Raw genomic sequence first — 23,275 nt, forward strand, 5'->3', positions numbered from 1 at the left:
CAACGCGCCGCGCTTGACCCGGGCGCCGCGGCTGACTAGGCGAAAGGCGTGGGGCTGTAGCTCAATGGTCAGAGCAGGGCGCTCATAACGCCTTGGTTGGGGGTTCAAGTCCCTCCGGCCCTACCACTGCCTAGCGGCCGCTCGGCGAGGTAATGCCGCACCGCGCCGATCACGTGCCGGAAGCGGTCGCCGCCCAGGTGCTTGCCGCCGTACCAGCGCGTCACCACGACCACGTGGTCGTCCAGCCCCTCGGTCTCGAGCATCCGCAGGATGATCGCGCCCGCGCCCGCCTCGCCGTCGTCGGCCTTGAGCCCCTCGCCCCCGATCCGCGCGGCCCACGAGTTGTGGGTGGCCTTGGCGAACCTCCGCTGCGCCGTCAGCGCGGCCAGCGCCGCGTCGATCGCCGCGCGGTCGGCGACCGGGCCGCCCGAGACGGCATAGACCGAGCCGCGGTCGCGGATGATCCGGTCGAAAGTGGTCAGTGTCATGCCGCCCCGTCCGCCGCGCGGGCCAGCGCCACCCGCATCAGCACCGCCTGCGCGGGCAGGCGCAGCGCCTCGGCGGCGGCCACGCGGTCCGGGGTGAAATGCCCGGCGCGGTCGAGCAGGTTGACCGTGCCGATCACCCGCCCCCCGACCGTGACCGGCAGGTTCAGCGCCGCACCGCAGCCCAGCCGGGCAATGGTGGCGTGGTCGAAGAGCAGTTCGGCAACCTCTTCGGGCGTGTTGGCGACCCAGGTCCGGCGGGCGCGGATGACGATCTCGGTCCAGCGGTTCTCGGGCAGCGGCTTCTCGCCGCCGACCGGGTAGGTGTCGGGGTCGCTGGTCCAGACCCGTCGCGCCATCCCCGTGTCGGGGTCGAGCGCCATGACGGTGTAGAGCCGCGCCCCGACCGTCGCCTGCACCAGCGCCTCGAGCGCCCCGAGTGCCGCCTGCGGGTCGGGATCGGCGAGTGCCGCGCTCAGATCATGGCTCATGGGAGGGGCGCTTTCGTCGGCATGGCATTCGCATGAACCGTGCATGAACGCTGCACGAACCTTGCACGAACATCAGAACAGCCCGACGACCTCACCGGCGGCATCGAGGCCGATGCGGTCGGCGGCGGGTTCGCGCGGCAGGCCGGGCATGGTCATGATGTCGCCGCAGATCGCCACGACGAAGCCTGCGCCGGCCGACAGCCGGACCTCGCGGATCGGGATGACGTGGCCCTCGGGCGCGCCCAAAAGCTTGGGATCGCTCGAAAAACTGTACTGCGTCTTGGCCATGCAGACCGGCAGATGGCCGAAGGCGGCCTGCCACTCGTCAAGCTGGCGGCGCACCGCGGGCAGCGCCTCGACGTGATCGGCGCGGTAGATGCGGGTGCAGATCGTCTCGACCTTCTCCCACAGCGGCAGGTCGTCGGGATACAAGAGGTTGAAATCGCTCTGCGTTTCGGCGGCCGCGACGACCGCCCGGGCGAGATCCTCGGCCCCTGCCCCGCCCTCAGCCCAGTGGCGGCAGACGACCGCCGTCACCCCGACCGCCGCCGCCGCGTCGATGATCGCCTGCGCTTCCGCCTTGGAATCGCTCGAGAAATGGTTGATCGCCACGACCACCGGCGGGCCGTAGAGGCGCAGGTTCTCGATATGCCGCAAGAGGTTCGGCAACCCGCGCCGGACCGCCGCGACATCCTCGGTCCCGAGGTCGGCCCGCGCCACCCCGCCGTTCATCTTGAGCGCCCGCACCGTCGCCACCAACACCACCGCCGCGGGCCGCAGCCCGGCCGCCCGGCACTTGATATCAAAGAACTTCTGCGCCCCGAGGTCGGCCCCGAAGCCAGCTTCGGTCACGACGTAATCCGACAGCCGCAGCGCCGTCCGCGTGGCGATGACCGAGTTGCAGCCATGCGCGATGTTGGCGAACGGCCCGCCGTGGACGAGCGCCGGGTTGTTCTCGAGCGTCTGGACGAGGTTCGGCTGCAGCGCGTCCCTGAGCAGCACCGTCATCGCCCCATCCGCCTTGAGGTCGCGCGCCGTCACCGGCCGCCCGTCGCGGGTCCGGGCGACGATGATCCGCGCCAGACGCTCCTGCAAGTCATTGAGATCGTTCGCAAGACACAGGATCGCCATCACCTCGGAGGCCACGGTGATGTCGAAGCCGCTTTCCCGCGGGGTGCCGTTCGCGGGGCCGCCCAGCCCCAGCACCAGCGACCGCAGCGCGCGGTCGTTCATGTCCATCACCCGCCGCCAAGCCACCCGCCCCGGGTCGATGTCGAGCGCGTTGCCCCAGTGGATGTGGTTGTCGATCAGCGCCGCGAGCAGGTTGTGGGCGCTGGTGATGGCGTGGAAATCGCCGGTGAAGTGAAGGTTCATGTCCTCCATCGGAATGACCTGCGCCCGCCCGCCACCGGCCGCGCCGCCCTTCATCCCGAAGTTCGGGCCGAGGCTGGCCTCGCGGATGCAGACCGTCGCGGCCTTGCCGATCCGGTTCAGCGCATCGCCCAGGCCCACCGTGGTGGTGGTCTTGCCCTCGCCCGCAGGCGTGGGGTTGATCGCGGTGACGAGCACCAGCCGCCCCTCGGGCGCACCGTCGAGACCGGCGATGAAATCGCGCGAAATCTTCGCCTTGTCGTGGCCGTAGGGCAGGATGTCGCCGGCCCCGATGTCGAGCCGTGCGGCGATCTCGGCGATGTTGCGCGGGGTCGCGGCGCGCGCGATCTCGATATCGGTCAGCATGATGTCCCCCCCGTGGTCGGCCCCGGTCTGGACGCCGGGTGGCGGCACCCTAGCCGCGGCGGCGCGGTGCCGCCAAGCCCGACACGGCATCGCCGCCCGAGGCTGGCCCCGGACGGCGATCTGTCCCTGTCCCGCGGTTACTCCGCGCGTCTTGGCTCAACTCGACAGGTTCCCCGCCCGGTCCCGGGTCGGAGGTCGTGCCCGGCCGGGTGGCCGGTCATTTCTGCGGGCTGCGGCGCCCGTCCGGTTCCCTGGCGACGCCCTTGAAGGGGCCGTCAGTGGACTTGCGGTCCATGAACTCGCCGGTCCTGGTGTCGCGCTTGACCCAGTCGCCCGAGGGGTGCTGCGTCTGGGTGCGGTCGGTGACCGATCCCTTGCGATAGCCGTCTCCGGTGTTGGTCGCCATCTCGCCCTCCGTTCAGCTGCAGCCCGAGGTGCCGCCGCAGGTGTTGCACTTCATGCAGGTGCCGTTGCGCACCAGCGTGTAGTTGCCGCACTCGCCGCAGGGGTCGCCCTCATACCCCTGCATCTTCGCCTTGGTGCGCGCGTCCATCGTCACGGCGACGGTGGTGCTTTCGAAGACCGCGGCCTCCTCGGCCAAGCCCGAGGCGACGGCGACGGTCGAGACGCCGCCCTGCAGCACCATCAGCTCTTGCGGCATCCGCTTGCGCAGGTAGCCCGTCGAGCTGATCTGCTTGAGCAGCTCGACCGACTTCGAGGCGCCGGTCTCGGCCGGGACCAGCTCGGGCTGGCCTTCGCGGTGGCCGTTACCCAGGTCGTCGAAGCTGGTGCCGTTCGGCTTGACGTGGGCGAGGTCGGTCCGGTCGAGGTAGCTGACCGCCAGCTCGCGGAAGATGTAGTCGAGAATCGACGTCGCGTTCTTGATCGAGTCGTTGCCCTGCACCATCCCCGCCGGCTCGAACCGGGTGAAGGTGAAGGCGTCCACGAATTCTTCGAGCGGCACGCCGTACTGCAGGCCCACCGACACGGCGATGGCGAAGTTGTTCATCATGGCGCGGAAGCCCGCACCTTCCTTGTGCATGTCGATGAAGATCTCGCCCAGCTTGCCGTCGTCGTATTCGCCGGTGCGCAGATAGACCTTGTGGCCGCCGATGATCGCCTTCTGGGTATAGCCCTTGCGGCGCGCGGGCAGCTTTTCGCGGTTCGAGCGGATGGCCTCCTTGACGATGATGCGCTCGACGATCTTCTCGGCGATGACGGTGGCCTTTTCCTGCGCCGAGCCGGATTCGAGCACCTCGGCGGCCTCGTCGTCATCCTCGACCAGCGCGCTCGCGAGCGGCTGCGAGAGCTTCGAGCCGTCGCGGTAGAGCGCGTTGGCCTTGATCCCCAGCGACCAGGACAGCTCATAGGCCGCGAGCGCGTCGGCGATGGTGGCCGAGTTCGGCATGTTGATGGTCTTCGAGATCGCGCCCGAGATGAAGGACTGCGCGGCGGCCATCATGCGGATGTGGCTGTCCACCGACAGGTAGCGGGTGCCCTTCTTGCCGCAGGCATTGGCGCAGTCGAAGACGGCGTAATGCTCGGGCTTGAGGAACGGCGCGCCTTCCAGCGTCATCGTGCCGCAGACGTGGTCGTTGGCCGCGTCGATCTGGGCGCGGGTGAAGCCGAGGTGGCGCAGCAGGTCGAAGCCCGGGTCCGACAGCTTCTCGGCCGGGATGCCGAGGGTGCCCTTGCAGAAATCCTCGCCCAGCGTCCACTGGTTGAAGACGAAGCGGATGTCGAAGGCGGACGCCAGCGCCGCGTCCACCTTTTCCAGCTCGCGCGGGCCGAAGCCGTGGCCGACCAGGGCTGCGTGGTTGATGCCGGGGCAGTTGCCGAGCGAGGCGTGGCCGACGGCGTAAGCCACGATCTCCTCGATCTGGGCCGAGCCGTAGCCGAGGGTTTCCAGCGCCGCCGGCACCGACTGGTTGATGATCTTGAAGTAGCCGCCGCCGGCCAGCTTCTTGAACTTCACCAGCGCGAAGTCGGGCTCGATCCCGGTGGTGTCGCAGTCCATGACGAGGCCGATGGTGCCGGTCGGCGCGATCACCGTCGTCTGGGCATTGCGGAACCCGTGCTCTTCGCCGAGCGCGAGCGCCTTGTCCCAGGCCCGCTGCGCCATGACGGCGAGCTCCGGGTCGGGGCAGTTCTCCACGTCCAGCGCCACGGGGGCGACGTTCACCGCCTCGTAGGCCTCGGTGCCGTGCGCCGCGGCGCGGTGGTTGCGGATCACCCGCAGCATGTGGTCGGCGTTCTTCGCATAGCCCGGGAAGGGCCCGAGCTCGCCCGCCATCTCGGCCGAGGTGGCGTAGCTGACGCCGGTCATCAGCGCGGTCAGCGCCCCGCAGAGCGCCCGGCCCTCGTCGCTGTCATAGCCAAGCCCGAGGTTCATCAGCAGTCCGCCGATGTTGGCATAGCCGAGGCCGAGGGTGCGGAAGTCGTAGCTGCGCTGCGCGATCTCCCTGGACGGGAACTGCGCCATCAGCACGCTGATCTCGAGCGTCACGGTCCACAGCCGGGTGGCGTGCACGTAACCCTGTGCGTCGAACTGCCCGCCATTCAGGAAGGTCAGCAGGTTCATCGACGCGAGATTGCAGGCCGTGTCGTCAAGGAACATGTACTCCGAGCACGGGTTCGAGCCGCGGATCGGCCCGTCCTCGGGGCAGGTGTGCCAGGCGTTCACGGTGTCGTGGAACTGGATGCCGGGGTCGGCGCAGGCCCAGGCGGCATGGCCGATCTGATCCCACAGCTCGCGCGCCTTGACGGTCTTGGCGGTCTTGCCGTCGGTGCGGCGGATCAGCGCCCAGTCGGCATCCTCGCGCACCGCCTTGAGGAAGGCGTCGGTGACGCGGACCGAGTTGTTCGAGTTCTGGCCCGAGACCGAGGCGTAGGCTTCCGAATCCCAGTCGGTGTCGTAGGTCGGAAACTCGATCGAATCAAAGCCTTGGCGGGCGTATTGCAGAACCCGGTTGATGTAGGTCTCGGGGATCATGGCGCGCTTGGCGGCGCGGATCGCCCCCTTCAGCGCGGCGTTCTGGGCCGGATCGGTGGCGCCCTCTGCGCTGCCATCCCACTGACGGATCGCCGCGAAGATCTCGTTCAGCTTCGCCTCGTGCTGCTTCGAGCCGGCGACCAGCGAGGCGACCTTCTGCTCCTCAATGACCTTCCAATTGATGAACTGCTCGATGTCGGGGTGGTCCATGTCGCAGATGACCATCTTGGCCGCCCGCCGCGTGGTCCCGCCCGACTTGATCGCGCCCGCCGCGCGGTCCCCGATCTTGAGGAAGCCCATCAGCCCCGACGACTTGCCGCCACCCGAGAGCTTCTCGCCCTCGCCGCGCAGCGACGAGAAGTTGGTGCCGGTCCCCGAGCCGTATTTGAACAGCCGCGCCTCGCGGACCCACAGGTCCATGATCCCGCCCTCGTTCACGAGGTCGTCCGAGACCGACTGGATGAAGCAGGCGTGCGGCTGCGGGTGCTCATAGGCGCTGTCGGACTTGACCAGCGCGCCGGTGCGGTAGTCGACGTAGAAATGCCCCTGGCTCGGGCCGTCGATGCCGTAGGCCCAGTGCAGGCCGGTGTTGAACCACTGCGGGCTGTTCGGCGCCCCCATCTGCCGGGCGAGCATGTGGCGCATCTCGTCGTAATAGGCGCGGGCGTCGGCCTCGGTGGTGAAGTAGCCGCCCTTCCAGCCCCAGTAGGCCCAGGCGCCGGCCAGCCGGTCGAACACCTGCCGCGCCGAGGTCTCGCCCACGTTCCGCTCACCCTCGGGCAGCGCGGCGAGCGCCGCCTCGTCGGCGACCGAGCGCCACAGGAACTCGGGGACGCCCTTTTCCTTGACCCGCTTGAGGCGCGCGGGCACCCCCGCCTTGCGGAAGTATTTCTGCGCGATGACGTCGCTGGCGACCTGGCTCCAGCCCTCGGGGACTTCGACGGCGTCGTTGCGGAACACCACGGTGCCGTCCGGGTTGCGGATTTCCGAGGTGGTGGTGACGAAGTCGATGCCGCCGTAGGCGCCCGTTTCGGTGGTGGTGTAACGCCGGTCGATCTTCATCCTTCGCCCCTCTGGTCCGCGGTCTCGGGCCGCGCTGGTTGGTCTGGTCCGGGCCGCTTGCACGCCCCCCGCCGGCTGGCGGAAGGCGGGCGGCGAGGGTGCCGCCGCGGCGCTGTCGGTTGTCGTGTCACCCCTCGGCCGGCAACTAGATGTGGTGGTCTCGTCCGCCGGCTCACACAAAGTGAAGCGTCGGAGCCGTCTCTTCAAGCGGATTATTTGCGCCGTCGACGGACATCTTTGGTTGACACGCCGGAGTTGTGACGCCCCGATCGAGCTGCGACTCGAAGGTTAACGGCGCTTGGGAATCACCGCGGCGCGGCCGAAAAAATCAGCCCCGCGCGCGCCTTGGGGGCGGTCGTTCAGCAGTTATCAAGGGTTGTCCACAGGGCCATCCACAGCGCGACCCCTGCGGGGGGATCAGGCCGGGGTGGCGAGGATGCCACGGTCGGTGACGATCGCATCGAGCCGCTCGTCCGTCGCCGTCGCGGGAATCGCTGGCAGCTGCTGCCCCGCCCAGCCGAGCCCGATCGCCGTGACCGGCCCGGCGGCGCGCAGCCGGGCCAGCGTGCGGTCATAGAACCCGCCGCCGTAGCCCAGCCGCTGCAGCGCCGCGTCGAACCCGACCAGCGGCACGATCAGCACCTCGGGCGTGACCTCGGGCGCCGAATCGGGCGGGTTCGAGGTGCCGAAGCTGCCCGGCACCAGCGCCTCGCCGCGCCAGAGGCGAAAGACCAGCGGCTGCCCACGCCCCGGCACCACGGGCAGGCACAGCGGGCCGTCGTGGGCCTCCATCGCCGGACGGGGATCGGCCTCGCCGCGCATCGGCCAGTAGCCGGCGAGCACCCGCCCCGCGTGGGGGGCGAGCGCCCGCCTCAGGTTCGCCGCCAGCGCCGCCGCATCGCCGCCCGCAAGCCGCCCGGTCAGCGCCTGCGTCCGCAGCGCCGTCTTCTGCGCCACGACATCCGCGTCCACGTCACCGCCCACGGCGCACCCTCACAACAGGATCACGGTGGCGAGGCCGAGGAAGGCCAGGAACCCCATCACGTCGGTCAGCGTGGTGACGAACGTGCCGGAGGCCAGCGCCGGGTCGAGCCCCAGCCGCTCGAGCGTCAGCGGCACCAGAACGCCCCCCAGCGCGGCCACGATCTGGTTCACGATCATCGCCATCGCCAGCACCATCCCCAGCTTCGGATCGCCGAAGATCAGCGTCCCCGCGAGGCCGAGGATCAGTGCCAGCCCCATGCCGTTCAGCATCCCCGCGAAAAGCTCGCGCCGCACGACGCGGCGGGCGTTGCTCGAGGTCAGGTCGCGGGTGGCCAGCGCCCGCACCGCGACCGCGAGCGACTGGGTGCCGGCGATGCCGCCGGTCGAGGCGACGATCGGCATCAGCGCGGCGAGCATCACCAGCGACGAGATCGTGTCCTCGAAGCGCGAGATCACGATGGCCGAGAGCGACGCGGTGAAGAGGTTCACCACCAGCCACGGCAGCCGCTGGCGGGCGGTGGCGAAGGCGCCGTCCGAGACGTGGCTTTCCTCGTTGACGCCCGAGAGGCGCAGCATGTCCTCTTCGTGCTCCTCGTCCAGCACGCCCATCGCGTCGTCGATGGTGATGACGCCGACCAGCCGGTCGTCGGCATCCACGACCGGGGCCGAGATGAGGTGATACTGGTTGAAGGCGTAGGCCACGTCGCCTTCGTCCTGCAGCACGCCGATGGTGCGGAAACTGTCCTCGGCGATGTCGGCCAGCCGGGTCGTGCGCTGCGCCGAGAGCAGCCGGCCGAGCGTCACGTAGCCGACCGGATGGCGGCGCGGATCGACCAGGATGACGTGATAGAACTGGTCCGGCAGCCAGTCCTCGCGGCGCAGGAAGTCGATGGTCTCGCCCACCGTCCAGTGCTGCGGCGCGGTCACAACCTCGGACTGCATCAGGCGGCCGGCGGAGTATTCGGGATAGGTCAGCGACTGCTCGACCGCGACCCGGTCCTCGGCGTCGAGCGCGGCGAGGATCTGTTCGCGCTCGGGCGGGTCGAGGTCCTCGAGCAGGTCCACCACGTCGTCGGTGTCCATCTCGCGGACGGCCTCGGCCACGACCTCGCGCGGGAGCTGCTCGATGACCTCCTCGCGCAGCGATTCGTCGATCTCGGTCAGGATCTCGGCGTCGATCTCGCCCGAGTAGAGGCGGATGAACTCGCGCCGCCGGTGCGGCGGAAGCTGCTCGATGAGGTCGGCGATGTCGGCGCCGTGGACGGGTTCAAGCAGTGCGTTCAGCCCGGCCGCGTCGCCCGCGTCGATGGCCTCGACGACCTCGGCCACCAACGCGCGGGCGGGGACGAAGTCGTCGTCCTCGGGGTCGTTGTCGCGCGGGCGCGGGTCAGTCATGCGGGCGGCCTTCGGCAGAGGGTGGGTTGCGGCGCGACCATAGGCCGTTCACCCGCCCCGAGACAATGCACCGGGACCGAGGGCGCCGCGACGCAAGCTGTCATTTCGCCGCCAAAAAACCGGCACAGGTCGGCGTATCGCGCGGCACGTCCAACCGCCGCGCGGCGTCGTTCTCGCCGATTTACCCCGGGGGGGGGGGAGGCGGCCGTCAGCGGCAGGGGGCCGCGCCCCCCGCCGTGCCTCAGCCCCGGTCGCCGTCGCCGTCCCCGTCGCTGCCGCCCTCGGCGATCTCGAGGCCCGACGAGGTCGCCTGCGTGATCCGCGGGTCCTGCTGCTCCTCGCCCCGCGGCCGGGCCGTTGCGGCCTCGGCCTCGGCGTAGTCCGCCGCGGCGGGGGCGCCCGACCCCGGGGGGCCGCCCAGGGCCTTCTTGCCGCTCTCGCCCAGCTCTTCGGCATTGACGATGCGGACCTCGCGGTGGGCGAAGGGGATCTCGATCCCTTCGGCGGCGAAGCGCTCGATGATCTGGTGGCGGATCTCGGACTGCACGCCCATGCCCTGGTTGATGTCCGACAGGATGGCGCGGATCTCGAAGTCGAGGCTGTCGGCGCCGAAGCCCATGAACAGCACGTTCGGCGCCGGGTTGATCAGCACCGTCGGCTGGTCCTCGGCGATCTCGCGCAGGATGTCGACCACCCGGCGGGTGTTGCTGCCGTAGGCCACGCCGACCTTGATGATGATCCGCCCCTGCAGGTTGCCGCGGGTCCAGTTGGTGACCTCCTTCGAGATCAGGTCCGAGTTCGGCACGATCACGTCTGTGCGGTCGAAGGTCTGGATCTGGGTCGAGCGCACCGAGATGCGCTTGACGTAGCCCTGCGACTGCCCGACCTGGATCCAGTCGCCGACCGCCACGGGACGCTCGACCAGCAGGATGATCCCCGAGACGAAGTTCGACACGATGTTCTGCAGGCCGAAACCGATACCGACCGACAGCGCACCGGCGAGGATGGCAAGGCTCGACAGGTCGATCCCGGCCGAGGTCACAGCGAGCAGCGCCGACAGGAAGATGCCCACGTAGCCGAGGCCCGAGACGGCGGCGTTCTTGGCGCCGATGTCCAGCCGGGTGCGCGGCAGGATCGAGGTCCGCACCGTCCCCTGCACCACCCGCGTCGCCATGTAGCCGAGCGTGAAGACCACGACGAAGGTCAGCACCGCCCCGGGCGAGAGCTTCACCCCGCCGAGCGAGAACCCGTTGCGCAGGCTCGTCCACGCCTCGCCGAGGTCGGAATTGCTCGCGCCCCAGATCAGCGCCAGCAGCGGCATCGCCAGCACCACGAGGCCGAAGCCGATCAGCACCGGCGCCAGCGCATTGCGCGACATCCCCCGGTCGCGCTTGACCACGGACCAGAGGTCGGTGGCGAACTCCTGCAGCACGATCACCAGCATGGCGAGGCCGATGGTCAGCGCCGCCGGCCACAGGATCGAGTTGGCAAGCGTCACGAAGCCGATCACCGCCAGCACGGGGCTGGCAAGCGCGATCAGCCGCGCCGCGGCGCCGAGCGCGGCCATGACCTTGCCGGCATAGCCCGTCTGCTCGGAGGCGTCGTGCTCGGGCCGGTGGCGCAGCACCAGGCCGAGGCGGAAGAGCAAGAGCGCCCCCACCACGATCAGCGGCAGGTGCCAGACCGCCGCGGCGGCATCGCTCACCTCAAGCGGGATGCGGCTGCCGGTGCCGGGATCGGTGCGGATGCCCGACAGCGGCAGGACCGCCTGCCCGGCGATGTGGTGGACCGCCAGCGCGGCGGCCATCGAGATGCCGTAGAACTGGCCGCGCTGGCGCTGGACCTCGGGGTAGCAGATCGGCGGATCGCCGGTCAGGGTGAAGAACCGCAGCGACAGCCAGCGCCCGGTGAAGAACAGCAGCGCCGCCACCGGCAGCACCATCAGCAGCGGCCGTGCCCACGACCCGGCCAGCCCGGTGGTGTCGAGCGCGCGGACCAGCAGATAGGCGCCCGCGGTGGGGATGGCGATCTGGCCCAGCGACACGGCAAAGGCCACCGCGTCGCGGGCATAGTCGCTTGCCCGCGAGCCGAGGCGCGAGGGCAGCGAGTCGATCCACCGCCGCCCGTAGATCAGCAGCCCCAGCGCCAGCGCGAGATACAGCCCGATCAGCGGCAGCCGCCCGATCAGCGCCCGCCCGGCGGCGCCATAGGTCCGGTCGCGCACGTCGCCGGCGATGCCGTTGAGGACCGTCATCCCCTCGGAGGCCGCAGCGATCAGGCTCGACGGCAGCAGCGGCGAGGGGCTGAGCTTGAGGATCGCGTCGGCCTGCCGGGTGCGGGCGGTCTCGTCGATGGCGCGCACGAGGCTGTCGGCGCGGCTGTAGGCCTCGACCGCGCGCAGGCCGGGGGCCTGCAACTGCGCGAGCTGCTCGGTCAGCTCCTTGCGGCGCTCGGCGATCTCGGGGGCCTCGGTCTCGCCCTCGGCGGGCGCCGGGCCCAGCGCCGAGATCTGGTCGCGCAGCGTGGCGATGCGCGGGGCGTTGAGCGACTGCGCCTGCAGGAAGCGGTCGCGCCACGAGACGATGTCGGCGCGCAGCCGCTGCAGCGTCTCGGTGGTGGCGCCGCCGGCGTCCACCTCGTCCTCGGCACGGCTCGCGATCTGGTTCCACGCCTGATAGTCGGGCTCGGTCTGGGCCAGCGCCGGCGGGGCCACCGCCAGCGCCAGCCACAGCGCGGCCAGCGCGGCGAGAAGGACGGCGGACCAGCGGCGGCGGGGCGCGGGGGTGGCGCGGGCAGTCAGTGCAGCAGCCATCCCGTCAGGCCTCGGTCACGTCCGGCAGGGCCGATTCGCGCGTCTCGAGCCAGTGCGGCACCGGCAGGCCCTTGTCGCGCAGGAACACCGGGTTCCAGAGCTTGGTCTGGTAGCGCGTCCCCGAATCGCAGAGCACCGTGACGATGGTCTTGCCCGGCCCCATCTCGCGCGCCATGCGGATCGCGCCCGCGACGTTGATCCCCGACGAGCCGCCGAGGCACAGCCCCTCGTGCTCGAGCAGGTCGTAGAGAATGGGCAGCGCCTCGCTGTCGGGCACCCGGCAGGCGAAGTCGGGGGTGAAGCCGTCGAGGTTCGCGGTCACCCGCCCCTGCCCGATCCCCTCGGTGATCGAGTTGCCGGGCGCGTCGAGCTCGCCTTGCGTGTACCACGCAAACAGCGCCGAGCCCTCGGGGTCGGCGATGCCGATCTTCACCCCCTTCGGCTGCAGCGCCATCCCGACCCCGGCGAGCGTCCCGCCCGAGCCCACCGAGCAGATGAACCCGTCCACCCCGCCCCCGGTCTGGTCCCAGATCTCGGGGCCGGTGGTTTCCAGATGCGCCTGCCGGTTGGCGGTGTTGTCGAACTGGTTCGCCCAGACCGCCCCGCCCGGCAGCGTGGCGGCCAGCGCCTCGGCCAGCCGGCCCGAATAGCGGACGTAGTTGTTGGGGTTGCGGTAGGGGGCGGCGGGCACCTCGACCAGCTCGGCGCCGGCGAGGCGCAGCATGTCCTTCTTTTCCTGGCTCTGGGTCTCGGGGATCACGATGACCGAGCGGAAGCCCATCGAGGCGCCGACCAGCGCGAGGCCGATGCCGGTGTTGCCCGCGGTGCCCTCGACGATGGTGCCGCCCGGGCCCAGCGCCCCGCGCGCCACGGCGTCGCGGATGATGTAGAGCGCGGCGCGGTCCTTGACCGACTGGCCGGGGTTCATGAACTCGCACTTGCCCCAGATCTCGCAGCCGGTCGCCTCGGAAGCCCGGTTGAGCCGGATGAGCGGCGTGCGGCCGATCAGGGCCGCGAGATCGGATGCGTTGCGCATGGTCAGCCCTCGCTGTTGATCCTGCCGTTTAACCAGCCGGGGACGAGCGCGGCAACCCGTCCGCCGCGGGCGAAGGCCGTGGACGCACGCGATCGTGGGCAGAGTTGAGGCGTGCGGGCCGTCGCGGTTGGCGCGCCGGGGCCGTCGCCGCAGGCGCACAGGCGCAGTCAACCGCGGTTGCCCCGCACCACGTCCGGGGGGCGGGTTGCGGCGGCGACGGCCCAACCCCTCGCACGGCCCCTTGCACCCGCCGCCCGGGCAGGATCATCCTGCCGCCATGAGCCAGACGCCGCCCCCCGCCCCCGCCCCCTCGCGCCCGCTGAACCTCGCCGCGCACGTGCTGGCCGCGGGGCAGGCCACACCCGAAAAGCTCGCCCTCGCCGTCGTCTCGCCGACCCGGGCCGACCGCTGGTCCTACGGGCGGCTGACGGCGGCGGTGCGGGGAACGGCGACGGGGCTGCTCGCCCGCGGGCTCAGGCCGGGCGACCGGGTGCTGCTCAGGATCGGCAACGAGCCTGCGTTCCCCATCGCCTATCTCGGCTGCATCGCGGCGGGGTTGGTGCCGGTCCCGACCTCGGCCATGCTCACTGCCCGCGAGGTGGGCAAGATCGCCGCCGAGATCACCCATGCGCTGACCATCGCCGGCCCCGGCATCGCCCTGCCCGAGGGCGACTCCGCCCCGGTCCTGCCGGTGGCCGAGCTGGCCGCGATGGCGACCCTGCCCCCCGCCGAGTTCGCCGAGGGCGACCCGGACCGGCTGGCCTACATCGTCTATACCTCGGGCACCTCGGGCCAGCCGCGGGCGGTGATGCACGCGCATCGCGCCATCCTCGCGCGGGCGATGATGTTTCAGGGATGGTACGGGCTCACGCCGAACGACCGGCTGATGCACGCGGGCGCCTTCAACTGGACCTTCACCCTCGGCACCGGGCTGATGGACCCCTGGACGGTCGGCGCCACCGCGCTGATCCCGGCCGAGGGCACCGCGCTCGAACAGATCCCGCTGCTGGCCGCGCGGCACGGTGCCACGATCCTCGCCGCCGCCCCCGGCGTCTTCCGCCGCATCCTGCGCGCCGACTGGGCGCCGATACCCAGCCTTCGGCACGGGCTGACCGCGGGCGAGCGGCTCGACCCCGCGCTGCGCGACGCGTGGCGGGCGCGGACGGGGACGGAACTCCACGAGGCGATGGGGATGTCCGAGTGCTCGACCTTCCTCTCCGGCTCGCCCGCGCGGCCTGCGCCGCCCGGCACGGCGGGCTATCCGCAGCTGGGGCGGCGGGTGGCGATCCTGTCCGAGGACGGGGCCGAGAACCCGCCCGGCACGCCCGGCGTCCTCGCCGTCCATCGCAGCGATCCGGGCCTGTTTCTCGGCTATCTCGGCCAGCCCGAGGAGACCGCGGCCCGCCATCAGGGCGACTGGTTCCTGACCGGCGATCTGGCCGTCGCGGCCGAGGACGGGGCGATCTCGACGCTCGGGCGGGCCGACGACATGATGAACGCGGGCGGGTTCCGCGTGGCCCCCGCCGAGGTCGAGGACGTGCTCGCCCCCGTGCCCGGCGCGGGTGACGTGGCGGCGGCGGAGCTGACCGTGCCGGGCGGGGCGTCGATCATCGCCGCGTTCTGGACCGGCGACGCGACGCAGGACGCGCTCGCGGCCGCGGCCGCGACGGGGCTGGCCCGCTACAAGCAGCCGCGGCGCTATGTCCGCGTCGACGCCCTGCCCCGCACGCCGACCGGCAAGGTCAACCGCCGGGCGCTGCGCGAGGCGCACAGGCCCGAACCCGGCTGACCCCCGGCTGACGCCGCGGGCGGGCCTGTCCCCGGCTCACTCGGGGAAGCGGATCACGTCCAGCGGATACTCCATCACCGCCTGCAGCGGCTGATCGAGGTCCTCGCTGAAGGCGAACACGTGCAGCGCGTCGCCGTGCAGCACGACCCGGCAGAACCGCCCCTCGCGGGCCAGCGCCTTGGGGCATTCGGCGAGGTCGGCGTGATCGACCGTCGCCTCGAACACCTCATAGGTCATCACCGCCATCGGCACCGGACGGGCGGGGACGAGGTTGATCGGCGCGGCCACGCCCGCCGTCTGCGGGCCGGTCTCCATCTCGCCGGGCTGCGAGGCGAGCGCCGGGGCTGCGGCGAGCACGGTTGCGGCAAGGATGCCGGCGGAAATCCTGTTGCGGATCATTCGGTTGGCCTTCTCGGGCTGGTTGCCCGAAATCCTTATCGCTTTGCTAAGGTAACGGGGCTGCGCCGAATTGTCGCACCCCCGCCTGTCAGCCGGTGACGCCGCCCGTCCGCCCTCGGTCCCACGGCGTCACCGCAGCGCAGGCTTGCCTGCGCCGGGCGGTTGCCGCAACAAGGCGCCCTGTGCCCCCGACCCTCTCCCGACCCGCAGGACCGCCCATGACCCGCTTTGCCGCCCCCATCGCCGAACAGATCTGGGACATGAAATACCGCCTGCGCGACGCCGACGGCACGCCGCGGGATGGCTCGGTCGAGGACAGCTGGCGGCGCGTCGCCCGCGATCTCGCCAGCGTCGAGGCCGACCCCGCCGCGTGGGAGGACCGCTTCTACGCCGCGCTCGAGGATTTCCGCTTCCTGCCGGCCGGCCGCATCCTGTCGGGCGCGGGCACGGGGCGGTCGGTCACGCTCTTCAACTGCTTCGTCATGGGCACCATCCCCGACAGCATGGAGGGCATCTTCCAGTCTCTCAAGGAAGCCGCGCTCACGATGCAGCAGGGCGGCGGGATCGGCTACGACTTCTCGACCATCCGGCCCAAGGGGGCGCCGGTGACGGGGGTGGCGGCGGATGCCTCGGGGCCGCTGTCGTTCATGGACGTGTGGGACGCGATGTGCCGCACGATCATGTCGGCGGGCTCGCGCCGCGGGGCGATGATGGCCACCATGCGCTGCGATCACCCCGACATCGAGGCCTTCATCGCCGCCAAGCAGGACAGCGCCCGGCTGCGGATGTTCAACCTGTCGGTGCTGGTCACCGACGAGTTCATGGCCGCGCTCAAGGCCGATGGCGACTGGCCGCTGGTCTTCGGCGGGCAGGTCTACCGCACCCTGCGCGCCCGCGATCTGTGGGACCGGATCATGCGCGCGACCTATGACTACGCCGAGCCGGGGGTGATCTTCATCGACCGGATCAACGCGATGAACAACCTCGCCTATGCCGAGACGATCGCCGCGACCAACCCCTGCGGCGAACAGCCCCTGCCGCCCTATGGCGCCTGCCTCCTGGGCTCGGTGAACCTCGCCCGTCTGGTCCGCGACCCCTTCGGCCCCGAGGCGTCGCTGGACGAGGACGCGCTGGACGAGCTGGTGACCGTCGCCGTGCGGATGATGGACAACGTGGTAGACGCGAGCCGCTTTCCCCTGCCCCAGCAGGCCGCCGAGGCGCGCGCCAAGCGGCGCATCGGGCTGGGCGTCACCGGGCTTGCCGACGCGCTGATGATGGTCGGGCTGCGCTACGGCGCGCCCGAGGCCGCCGCCGCCACCCGCGGCTGGATGCGCCGCATCGCCCGCGCGGCCTATCTCGCCAGCGCCGATCTGGCGCGGGAAAAGGGCGCCTTCCCGCTCTACGACGCCGAGGCGTTCCTCGCCTCGGGCTTCATGCAGCGGATGGACGAGGACGTGCGCGCCGCGATCCGCACCCACGGCATCCGGAACGCGCTGCTGACCTCGGTCGCGCCCACCGGCACGATCTCGCTTTACGCCGGCAACGTCAGCTCGGGGATCGAGCCGGTGTTCGCGCTGAGCTACACCCGCAAGATCCTGCAGAAGGACGGCACCCGCAGCGAGGAAGAGGTGGTGGACTATGCCGCGAGCCTCTGGCGCGAACGGATGGGCGACGCCCCCCTGCCCGACTGGTTCGTGGACGCCCAGACGCTCGACCCGCTCGACCATGTCGCCATGCAGGCGGCGGCGCAGGAATGGGTGGACAGCTCGATCTCGAAGACTATCAACTGCCCGCCCGACATCCCGTTCGAGGCGTTCAAGGACGTCTACCTCGCCGCGTGGGACCAGGGCTGCAAGGGCTGCACCACCTATCGCCCGAACGCCGTGACCGGCTCGGTCCTGTCGGTGGCCGAACCCGCCCCCGCCCCCGCCACCGCGCCCGCAGAGCAGCTGCCGGCGGTCTATCTCGAGGCGCCGATGGACAGGCCGCAGGCGCTCGAGGGGGCGACCTACAAGCTCAAGTTCCCGGGCAGCGAGCACGCGATCTACATCACCCTCAACGACATCGAGGAGGGCGGCCGGCGCCGGCCGTTTGAGGTGTTCATCAACTCGAAGAACATGGAACATTACGCCTGGACCGTGGCGCTGACGCGGATGATCTCGGCGGTGTTCCGGCGCGGCGGCGACGTGTCCTTCGTGGTCGAGGAGCTGAAGGCCGTGTTCGACCCCCGCGGCGGGGCCTGGATCGAGGGCCGCTACGTCCCCTCGATCCTCGCCGCGATCGGCGGCGTGATCGAGCGGCACATGGTGGCGATCGGCTTCCTCGCCGCCGAGGGCGCGGGGCTGAAGGCCGACCCGACCGCCGACGCCGCGCCCCCCGCGCCGGGGGCTGTGCCGGTCGGTCCCTCGTGCCCGGCCTGCGGGATGCCGGGGATGCGGATGGTCGAGGGCTGCCTGACCTGCCCGAGCTGCGGCCACTCGAAATGCGGCTGACGCCGGATGCGGCAGGGTTTCTGCCGCATCCGCCCTTGACTTTCAGACCCCCGGCCCCGATCTAGGCCACGTCTAGGAACCCGCTGCCGCGTGAGCAGCCGCAGTCTGACTGCCAAGGGCCGGACGCTCAATCGGTTTCCCCTCTCACGCAGGGTTGCCCGCGGGACTTCGTATCGCCCCGCGCCCCTGACGTTGCCGCGACCGACCCCTGACCGGGGCGGCGTCGGCGTGATCTTTCCGCGCGGCCCGATACGGGGGCGGCGCCACAGGACCATGAGAATATGACTGACAACATGACCCAAGCCCGCCCCGCCAACCCGGCCGGGCGCACCCAGAAACCCCGCCGCAGCGGCGACGCCCCCCATCGCGGCCCCCGCGAGGGCGCGCACGGCACCGACGGCCCGCGCGGCAAGTCGCGCTTCGACGCCGACAAGCCGAAATCCGCGGGCTTCGGCGCCCGCCGCGGCCCCGGCCGCGCCAAGAAGGCGCGCGCCGAAGGCCAGGCCGAGCCCTTCATCCGCCGCGCCATCCCCGAGATGGACACGGCCTTCACCCGCATGGGCATCGACCCGCGCGTGGCGATCAACCTGCCCGAGCTGGGGCTGAACGAGCCGACGCCGATCCAGGCCGAGGCCATCCCGGCGCTGGTCGCGGGCCGTGACCTGCTGGGCCTCGCCCAGACCGGCACCGGCAAGACCGCCGCCTTCAGCCTGCCGATGCTGACCCGCCTCGTGAGCAAGGGCGAGCGCGCCGAGCCGATGAGCTGCAAGGCGCTGATCCTCGCCCCCACCCGCGAGCTGGCCACCCAGATCGCCCAGAACGTCGAGGCCTTCGCCCGCGGCACCGGCATCCGCAGCTTCCGGGTCGTCGGCGGCGCCTCGATCAACGTGCAGGTGGACCGCCTCGCCCGCGGCGTCGACGTGCTGATCGCCACGCCCGGCCGCCTGATCGACCTGATCGAGCGCAAGGCTGTCCGCTTCGACCAGACCCGCTATCTGGTGCTGGACGAGGCCGACCAGATGCTCGACATCGGCTTCATCCACGCGCTACGTCGCATCGCCAAGCTGCTGCCGGCCGAGCGCCAGACGATGCTCTTCTCGGCCACCATGCCGAAGCTGATGGAAGAGCTGGCCGACAGCTATCTGACCGATCCGGTCCGCGTGGCGGTGAACCCGCCGGGCAAGGCCGCCGAAAAGATCGACCAGGGCGTCCACTTCGTGAACCAGGGCGACAAGGCGGCGCTCTTGGCCGAGTATCTCTCGAAACACCCGGGCGAGCTTGCGATCGTCTTCGGCCGCACCAAGCACGGGTCCGAGAAGCTGTCGAAGCTGCTCGAGAAATGGGGCTTCTCGGTCGCCGCGATCCACGGCAACAAATCGCAGGGCCAGCGTGAGCGGGCGCTCTCGTCCTTCCGCTCGGAAGAGACGCAGGTGCTCGTGGCGACCGACGTCGCGGCGCGCGGGCTCGACATCCCGCAGGTGGCGCATGTTTATAACTACGACCTGCCGAACGTGCCCGAGAACTACGTCCACCGCATCGGCCGCACCGCGCGCGCCGGGCGTGACGGCCGCGCCGTGGCGTTCTGCGCCCCGGCCGAGGTCGGTGAGCTCAGGGCCGTGGAAAAGGCCATGAAGGCGCAGATCCCGGTCATCGGCGGCGAGCCGCCGGCTGGTCCCGTGCCCAGCCCGCGCAAGCCCGGCGCCCGCCCGCAGGGCGACGGTGCCGCCCGCAAGCGCCCGGCGCGCCGCCCCTCGCGCGCGCCGAAGGGCCAGCAGCGCGGCTGACCCCGCGCCCGCCTCGATCCTGTCCAGCCCGGCGCCCCCCGCGTCGGGCTGGATCTTTTCGGCCCCCCCGTGCGCCCGGCCCTTGCAGCCGCCGCGCCGAGTTGGCACCCCGCGGCATGGCCAAGCTCTATTTCCACTACTCGACGATGAACGCCGGCAAGAGCACGCTCCTGCTGCAAGCCGCCCACAACTACCGCGAGCGGGGCATGACGCCCCTGCTGCTCATCGCGGCGCTCGACACCCGCGCGGGGCCGGGGCGGATCGGCAGCCGCATCGGGCTCGGCGCCGACGCCATCGCCTTCGACGCCGACACCGACCTCTTCGCGCTGATCGCGGCCGAGGGCCCCGACGCCGCCTGCATCTTCGTGGACGAGGCGCAGTTCCTTACCCCCGCGCAGGTCTGGCAGCTCGCCCGGGTGGCCGACGACCGCGGCCAGCCGGTCATGGCCTACGGCCTGCGCACCGATTTCCGCGGCGAGCTGTTCCCCGGCTCGGCGGCGCTGCTCGCGCTTGCCGACGACCTGCGCGAGGTGCGCACGATCTGCCATTGCGGGCGCAAGGCCACGATGGTGGTGCGGCTCGGGCCGGAGGGCGCGGTGCTGCGCGAGGGCGCCCAGATCCAGGTCGGCGGGAACGAAAGCTACGTCTCGCTCTGCCGCCGCCACTGGCGCGCGGCGATGGGCGCCTGAGCCGGTTCAGGGAATCTTTACCGCCGCGCTGTAGGACGAGACCGGGGGTGAGCGTTGCGGCAGCGCTGCGGCTGCGTTAACCCTGACGCCGAACCGGCAAAGGACGACCCATGCGGCTTTCATCGCTTCCTCGCACCGCCCGCGGCGCGCTTGCTGCCGCGATCCTGGCGCTGACCGCGCTGCCCGCGGCGGCGTTCGACACCACCGCCCGCGCGGCCTGGGTCTATGACGTGGCCACCGGCACGGTGCTGATGGAAAAGGACGCCGACCGGGCGATTCCTCCCGCCTCGATGTCCAAGCTGATGACCGTCTACATGCTGTTCGACGCGATCCAAGAGGGGCGCGTCAGCCTCGACACGCGCTTCCCCGTCTCGACCAAGGCCCGGCAGATGAAGGGCTCGACGATGTTCCTGAACGAGCGCGACCGCCCGACGGTGGAAGAGCTCATCAAGGGGATCATCGTGCTCTCGGGCAACGATGCCTGCGTGGTCGTGGCCGAGGGGCTGGCCGGCACAGAAGAGGCCTTCGCCCGCGAGGCGACGGCCCGGGCCAAGGCCCTGGGGCTGACCGAGACGCATCTGACCAACGCCTCGGGCTGGCCGGACCCCGGGCACCGGATGTCCACCCATGACCTCGGCGTGCTCGCCCAGCACCTGATCACGGACTTCCCCGAGCTCTACAAGAACTTCTCGATCAAGGAATACGCCTTCGACAACCGCGCGCCCGCCAACCGCCACAACCGCAACCCGATCCTCGGGCTCGGGATCGGCGCGGACGGGCTCAAGACCGGTCATACCGAAGAGGCGGGCTACGGCCTCGTGGGGTCGGCTGTACAGGACGGGCGGCGGGTGATCTTCGTGCTCAGCGGGCTCGGGTCGGAAAAGGCGCGGGCCGAGGAATCCGAGCGCATCGTCAACTGGGCCTTCCGCCAGTTCACCATGAAGACCGTGGTGCCGAAGGGGGAACGGGTGGCCTGGGCGCCCGTCTGGCTGGGGGCCGCGCGGCGGGTGGCGCTGACCACGCAGGACGGCGTGAATGTGCTGATCCCGGCCGGGGCGGCCGCGGGCGTGACGGCCGAGGCGGTGTTCGACGGTCCGATCGAGGCCCCGATCACCGCCGGGCAGCGGCTGGGCGAGCTCGTCGTGACGGTGCCGGGGTCGGTGCAGTCGCGCCTGCCGCTGGTCGCCGCCGATGACGTGCCGCGTGCAGGCTTCATGGGCCGGATGCAGAACGCCGCGATGCGGCTGGGCCGTCAGGCCGCCGCCGCCGTCGGCGGCTGACGCGCCGGGGCCCGCGGACGGTGTTCATCAGCCTCGAGGGCATCGACGGGTCGGGCAAGTCCACCCAGGCGCGGCGTCTGGCCGAAGCGCTGAGGGCCGAGGGACGCGAGGTCGTGCTAACCCGCGAGCCCGGCGGCGCGCCGGGGGCCGAGGACATCCGCCGCCTGCTGGTCGAGGGCAGCGCCGACCGCTGGTCGGCCGAGACCGAACTGCTGCTTTTCACTGCCGCGCGCCGCGATCACCTCGAACGGACCATCCGCCCGGCGCTCGACCGCGGGGCATGGGTCGTGACCGACCGCTTTGCCGACTCGACCCGCGTCTATCAGGGGGCGACCCGCGGCGACCTGCGCGGAGCGGTCGATGCGCTGCACGCGCTGATGATCGGGGTCGAGCCGGACCGGACCTTCGTGATCGACCTCGACCCGGCCGAGGCGCTGGCACGGACCCTGCGCCGGCAGCAACCGGGCGATCTCCCGCCCGCCGCCGAGCTGGCCGAGGCGGCCGCGCGCGCCGTCGCCGCGCCGCCGGTCGCGGCCGTGCCCGCCGGCACCCACCTTCCGTCAAGCGACGATGCCGCCGCCGAGGACCGCTTCGAATCGATGGGCCTGCCGTTCCAACGCGCGCTGCGCGACGGGTTCCGGGCGCTCGCCGCGGCCCATCCCGACCGCATCCGCCTGATCGACGGCAGCGGCCCGGCCGAGGCAGTCGCCGCCCGCGTTCGCGCGGCGCTCTGAGGATGGCCCGCGACCTCGCCCCCGACGACCCGCCGGTCGAATCCGACCGCGTCCCCGGCGCCCCGCACCCGCGCGAGACGCCCCGCGTCATCGGCCAGGACGAGGCCGCGGCCGGTTTCCTCGACGCCGCCGCTGCCGGCCGGCTGCACCACGGCTGGCTGATCACCGGCCCGCGCGGCACCGGCAAGGCGACGCTCGCCTGGGCCATCGCCCGCTGGCTCATCGCCGGCGGCGAACCCGGCCGGCTCGAGGTCGACCCTGACCACCCGGCCGCCCGCCGGATGCGCGCGCTGGCCGAGCCGCGGCTGCATCTCGTGCGCCGCAGCGAGGATGACAAGGGCCGCCTCAGGGCCGAGATCGTCATCGACGACATCCGCCGGATGATCGAGTTCTTCCACCTCTCGGCCATCGACGGCGGCCGCCGGGTGGTGATCATCGACGCCGCCGACGACATGAACCCCCAGTCCGCGAACGCGGTCCTCAAGATGCTCGAGGAACCGCCGCGCGACGCCATGCTGCTGCTCATCTCGCACCAGCCCGGGCGGCTCTTGCCGACGATCCGCTCGCGCTGCCGGCAGCTCCGCCTCGGGCCGCTCGCACCCGACGACATGGCCGCGGCGCTGGCCCCGCTCGAGGTCGAGGGCGACCCGGCCCGCCTGGCCGCGCTTGCCGCCGGCTCGGTGGGCGAGGCGCTGCGGCTTGCCGGGCAGGACGGGCTTTCGCGCTACGGCGACCTCGTGGCGCTGTTCCAGACCCTGCCGCAGATGGACCGCAGCCGCGCCGCGGCGCTGGCCGAGACGGCGGGCGGGCGGCCGGGCCCGGACGGCGATCCCTTCGACCTGACCATGACGCTTCTCGACCGTTTCCTCGCCCGCGCCGCCCGCGCCGGCCTGATGGGCCCGCCGCTGCCCGAGGCCGCGGACGGCGAGGCCGCCCTGCTCGCCCGCCTGTCCCCCGACGAGCCCGCCGCGCGCCGCTGGGCCGAGGCGCAGGCCGAGCTGTCGGCGCGGGCCCGGCGCGGCCGGGCGGTCAACCTTGACCCCGCGGCGCTGGTGATGGATATGCTCATGACCCTCGCCCAGACCGGCGCCGACGCGCCCGCGCGGGGATGAAC

17 protein-coding genes and 1 tRNA gene are annotated in these 23,275 nt (G+C 71.5%); 8 read left to right on the forward strand and 10 right to left on the reverse strand.

Features of this window, described 5'->3' with window-relative positions:
- Positions 1-50: 50 nt before the first annotated feature.
- Positions 51-126, forward strand: a tRNA-Ile gene (locus tag BLW17_RS00320).
- Here the strand turns inward: BLW17_RS00320 and BLW17_RS00325 are convergent.
- The 9 genes from BLW17_RS00325 to BLW17_RS00365 all read right to left on the reverse strand — a co-directional run bounded on the left by BLW17_RS00325 (position 105) and on the right by BLW17_RS00365 (position 12,994).
- Positions 105-488 carry a YigZ family protein gene (locus tag BLW17_RS00325; RefSeq protein ID WP_052176166.1) on the reverse strand — a complete coding sequence of 128 codons (384 nt, stop codon included), beginning with the start codon at positions 486-488 and terminating at the stop codon, positions 105-107. The two genes, BLW17_RS00320 and BLW17_RS00325, sit on opposite strands and share 22 nt — an antisense overlap.
- On the reverse strand, positions 485-976 hold the full coding sequence (locus tag BLW17_RS00330; RefSeq protein ID WP_036731092.1) for a GAF domain-containing protein: 492 nt from the start codon (positions 974-976) through the stop codon (positions 485-487). Before BLW17_RS00330 ends, BLW17_RS00325 begins: the two co-directional genes overlap by 4 nt.
- A gap of 72 nt (positions 977-1,048) precedes the next feature.
- Positions 1,049-2,713: a formate--tetrahydrofolate ligase gene (locus BLW17_RS00335; RefSeq protein WP_036731094.1), complete on the reverse strand. Its 1,665-nt coding sequence runs from the start codon at positions 2,711-2,713 to the stop codon at positions 1,049-1,051.
- A gap of 217 nt (positions 2,714-2,930) precedes the next feature.
- Complete coding sequence (locus BLW17_RS00340) at positions 2,931-3,119, reverse strand: hypothetical protein (protein WP_036707887.1); 189 nt, start codon at positions 3,117-3,119, stop codon at positions 2,931-2,933.
- A 12-nt stretch (positions 3,120-3,131) separates the two neighbouring features.
- The gene (locus BLW17_RS00345) at positions 3,132-6,767 is read right to left on the reverse strand and encodes a vitamin B12-dependent ribonucleotide reductase (RefSeq protein ID WP_036731096.1); all 3,636 of its coding nucleotides are present in this window, start codon (positions 6,765-6,767) and stop codon (positions 3,132-3,134) included.
- Positions 6,768-7,184: 417 nt separating this feature from the next.
- Positions 7,185-7,751 carry a 5-formyltetrahydrofolate cyclo-ligase gene (locus tag BLW17_RS00350; RefSeq protein WP_231572709.1) on the reverse strand — a complete coding sequence of 189 codons (567 nt, stop codon included), beginning with the start codon at positions 7,749-7,751 and terminating at the stop codon, positions 7,185-7,187.
- A 9-nt stretch (positions 7,752-7,760) separates the two neighbouring features.
- Entirely contained in the window at positions 7,761-9,146 is a 1,386-nt protein-coding gene (mgtE, locus tag BLW17_RS00355) for a magnesium transporter (RefSeq protein WP_036701362.1), read from the reverse strand.
- 241 nt (positions 9,147-9,387) lie between these two features.
- Positions 9,388-11,958, reverse strand: coding sequence for a DUF3772 domain-containing protein (locus tag BLW17_RS00360; RefSeq protein ID WP_074825950.1), 2,571 nt, complete (start codon positions 11,956-11,958; stop codon positions 9,388-9,390).
- Positions 11,959-11,962: 4 nt separating this feature from the next.
- Complete coding sequence (locus BLW17_RS00365; RefSeq protein ID WP_036701360.1) at positions 11,963-12,994, reverse strand: cysteine synthase A; 1,032 nt, start codon at positions 12,992-12,994, stop codon at positions 11,963-11,965.
- A 277-nt stretch (positions 12,995-13,271) separates the two neighbouring features.
- Here BLW17_RS00365 and BLW17_RS00370 point away from each other — a divergent pair, with 277 nt between their 5' ends.
- Positions 13,272-14,783, forward strand: a complete 1,512-nt coding sequence (locus BLW17_RS00370) for a class I adenylate-forming enzyme family protein (protein WP_052176158.1) — start codon at positions 13,272-13,274, stop codon at positions 14,781-14,783.
- A gap of 36 nt (positions 14,784-14,819) precedes the next feature.
- On the opposite strand, the gene BLW17_RS00375 is transcribed toward BLW17_RS00370, so the two are convergent.
- A complete protein-coding gene (locus tag BLW17_RS00375; protein WP_052174862.1) occupies positions 14,820-15,182 on the reverse strand; it encodes a hypothetical protein in 363 nt (120 codons plus the stop codon).
- Between the two features lie 218 nt (positions 15,183-15,400).
- On the opposite strand from BLW17_RS00375, the gene BLW17_RS00380 reads away from it, so the two are divergent.
- From BLW17_RS00380 to BLW17_RS00405, 6 genes are all read left to right on the forward strand, one after another.
- Complete coding sequence (locus tag BLW17_RS00380) at positions 15,401-17,674, forward strand: adenosylcobalamin-dependent ribonucleoside-diphosphate reductase (protein ID WP_036731098.1); 2,274 nt, start codon at positions 15,401-15,403, stop codon at positions 17,672-17,674.
- A gap of 281 nt (positions 17,675-17,955) precedes the next feature.
- Positions 17,956-19,458 carry a DEAD/DEAH box helicase gene (locus BLW17_RS00385; RefSeq protein ID WP_414811495.1) on the forward strand — a complete coding sequence of 501 codons (1,503 nt, stop codon included), beginning with the start codon at positions 17,956-17,958 and terminating at the stop codon, positions 19,456-19,458.
- A gap of 116 nt (positions 19,459-19,574) precedes the next feature.
- Positions 19,575-20,147, forward strand: coding sequence for a thymidine kinase (locus tag BLW17_RS00390; protein WP_036731100.1), 573 nt, complete (start codon positions 19,575-19,577; stop codon positions 20,145-20,147).
- A 110-nt stretch (positions 20,148-20,257) separates the two neighbouring features.
- Positions 20,258-21,427, forward strand: a complete 1,170-nt coding sequence (locus tag BLW17_RS00395) for a D-alanyl-D-alanine carboxypeptidase family protein (protein ID WP_052176159.1) — start codon at positions 20,258-20,260, stop codon at positions 21,425-21,427.
- Positions 21,428-21,447: 20 nt separating this feature from the next.
- Complete coding sequence (tmk, locus tag BLW17_RS00400; protein WP_036731102.1) at positions 21,448-22,161, forward strand: dTMP kinase; 714 nt, start codon at positions 21,448-21,450, stop codon at positions 22,159-22,161.
- A gap of 2 nt (positions 22,162-22,163) precedes the next feature.
- Complete coding sequence (locus tag BLW17_RS00405; protein WP_036731105.1) at positions 22,164-23,273, forward strand: DNA polymerase III subunit delta'; 1,110 nt, start codon at positions 22,164-22,166, stop codon at positions 23,271-23,273.
- Positions 23,274-23,275: the final 2 nt, after the last annotated feature.

Source organism: Paracoccus sanguinis, assembly GCF_900106665.1.
Classification (GTDB): Bacteria; Pseudomonadota; Alphaproteobacteria; order Rhodobacterales; family Rhodobacteraceae; genus Paracoccus; species Paracoccus panacisoli.

Excerpts from the sequence above, each read along its gene's own strand:
- BLW17_RS00325 (WP_052176166.1), bottom strand. The coding sequence starts at position 488 with ATGACACTGACCACTTTCGACCGGATCATCCGCGACCGCGGCTCGGTC.
- BLW17_RS00330 (WP_036731092.1), bottom strand. The coding sequence starts at position 976 with ATGAGCCATGATCTGAGCGCGGCACTCGCCGATCCCGACCCGCAGGCG.
- BLW17_RS00335 (WP_036731094.1), bottom strand. The coding sequence starts at position 2,713 with ATGCTGACCGATATCGAGATCGCGCGCGCCGCGACCCCGCGCAACATC.
- BLW17_RS00340 (WP_036707887.1), bottom strand. The coding sequence starts at position 3,119 with ATGGCGACCAACACCGGAGACGGCTATCGCAAGGGATCGGTCACCGAC.
- BLW17_RS00345 (WP_036731096.1), bottom strand. The coding sequence starts at position 6,767 with ATGAAGATCGACCGGCGTTACACCACCACCGAAACGGGCGCCTACGGC.
- mgtE (WP_036701362.1), bottom strand. The coding sequence starts at position 9,146 with ATGACTGACCCGCGCCCGCGCGACAACGACCCCGAGGACGACGACTTC.
- BLW17_RS00360 (WP_074825950.1), bottom strand. The coding sequence starts at position 11,958 with ATGGCTGCTGCACTGACTGCCCGCGCCACCCCCGCGCCCCGCCGCCGC.
- BLW17_RS00365 (WP_036701360.1), bottom strand. The coding sequence starts at position 12,994 with ATGCGCAACGCATCCGATCTCGCGGCCCTGATCGGCCGCACGCCGCTC.
- BLW17_RS00370 (WP_052176158.1), top strand. The coding sequence starts at position 13,272 with ATGAGCCAGACGCCGCCCCCCGCCCCCGCCCCCTCGCGCCCGCTGAAC.
- BLW17_RS00375 (WP_052174862.1), bottom strand. The coding sequence starts at position 15,182 with ATGATCCGCAACAGGATTTCCGCCGGCATCCTTGCCGCAACCGTGCTC.
- BLW17_RS00380 (WP_036731098.1), top strand. The coding sequence starts at position 15,401 with ATGACCCGCTTTGCCGCCCCCATCGCCGAACAGATCTGGGACATGAAA.
- BLW17_RS00385 (WP_414811495.1), top strand. The coding sequence starts at position 17,956 with ATGACTGACAACATGACCCAAGCCCGCCCCGCCAACCCGGCCGGGCGC.
- BLW17_RS00390 (WP_036731100.1), top strand. The coding sequence starts at position 19,575 with ATGGCCAAGCTCTATTTCCACTACTCGACGATGAACGCCGGCAAGAGC.
- BLW17_RS00395 (WP_052176159.1), top strand. The coding sequence starts at position 20,258 with ATGCGGCTTTCATCGCTTCCTCGCACCGCCCGCGGCGCGCTTGCTGCC.
- BLW17_RS00405 (WP_036731105.1), top strand. The coding sequence starts at position 22,164 with ATGGCCCGCGACCTCGCCCCCGACGACCCGCCGGTCGAATCCGACCGC.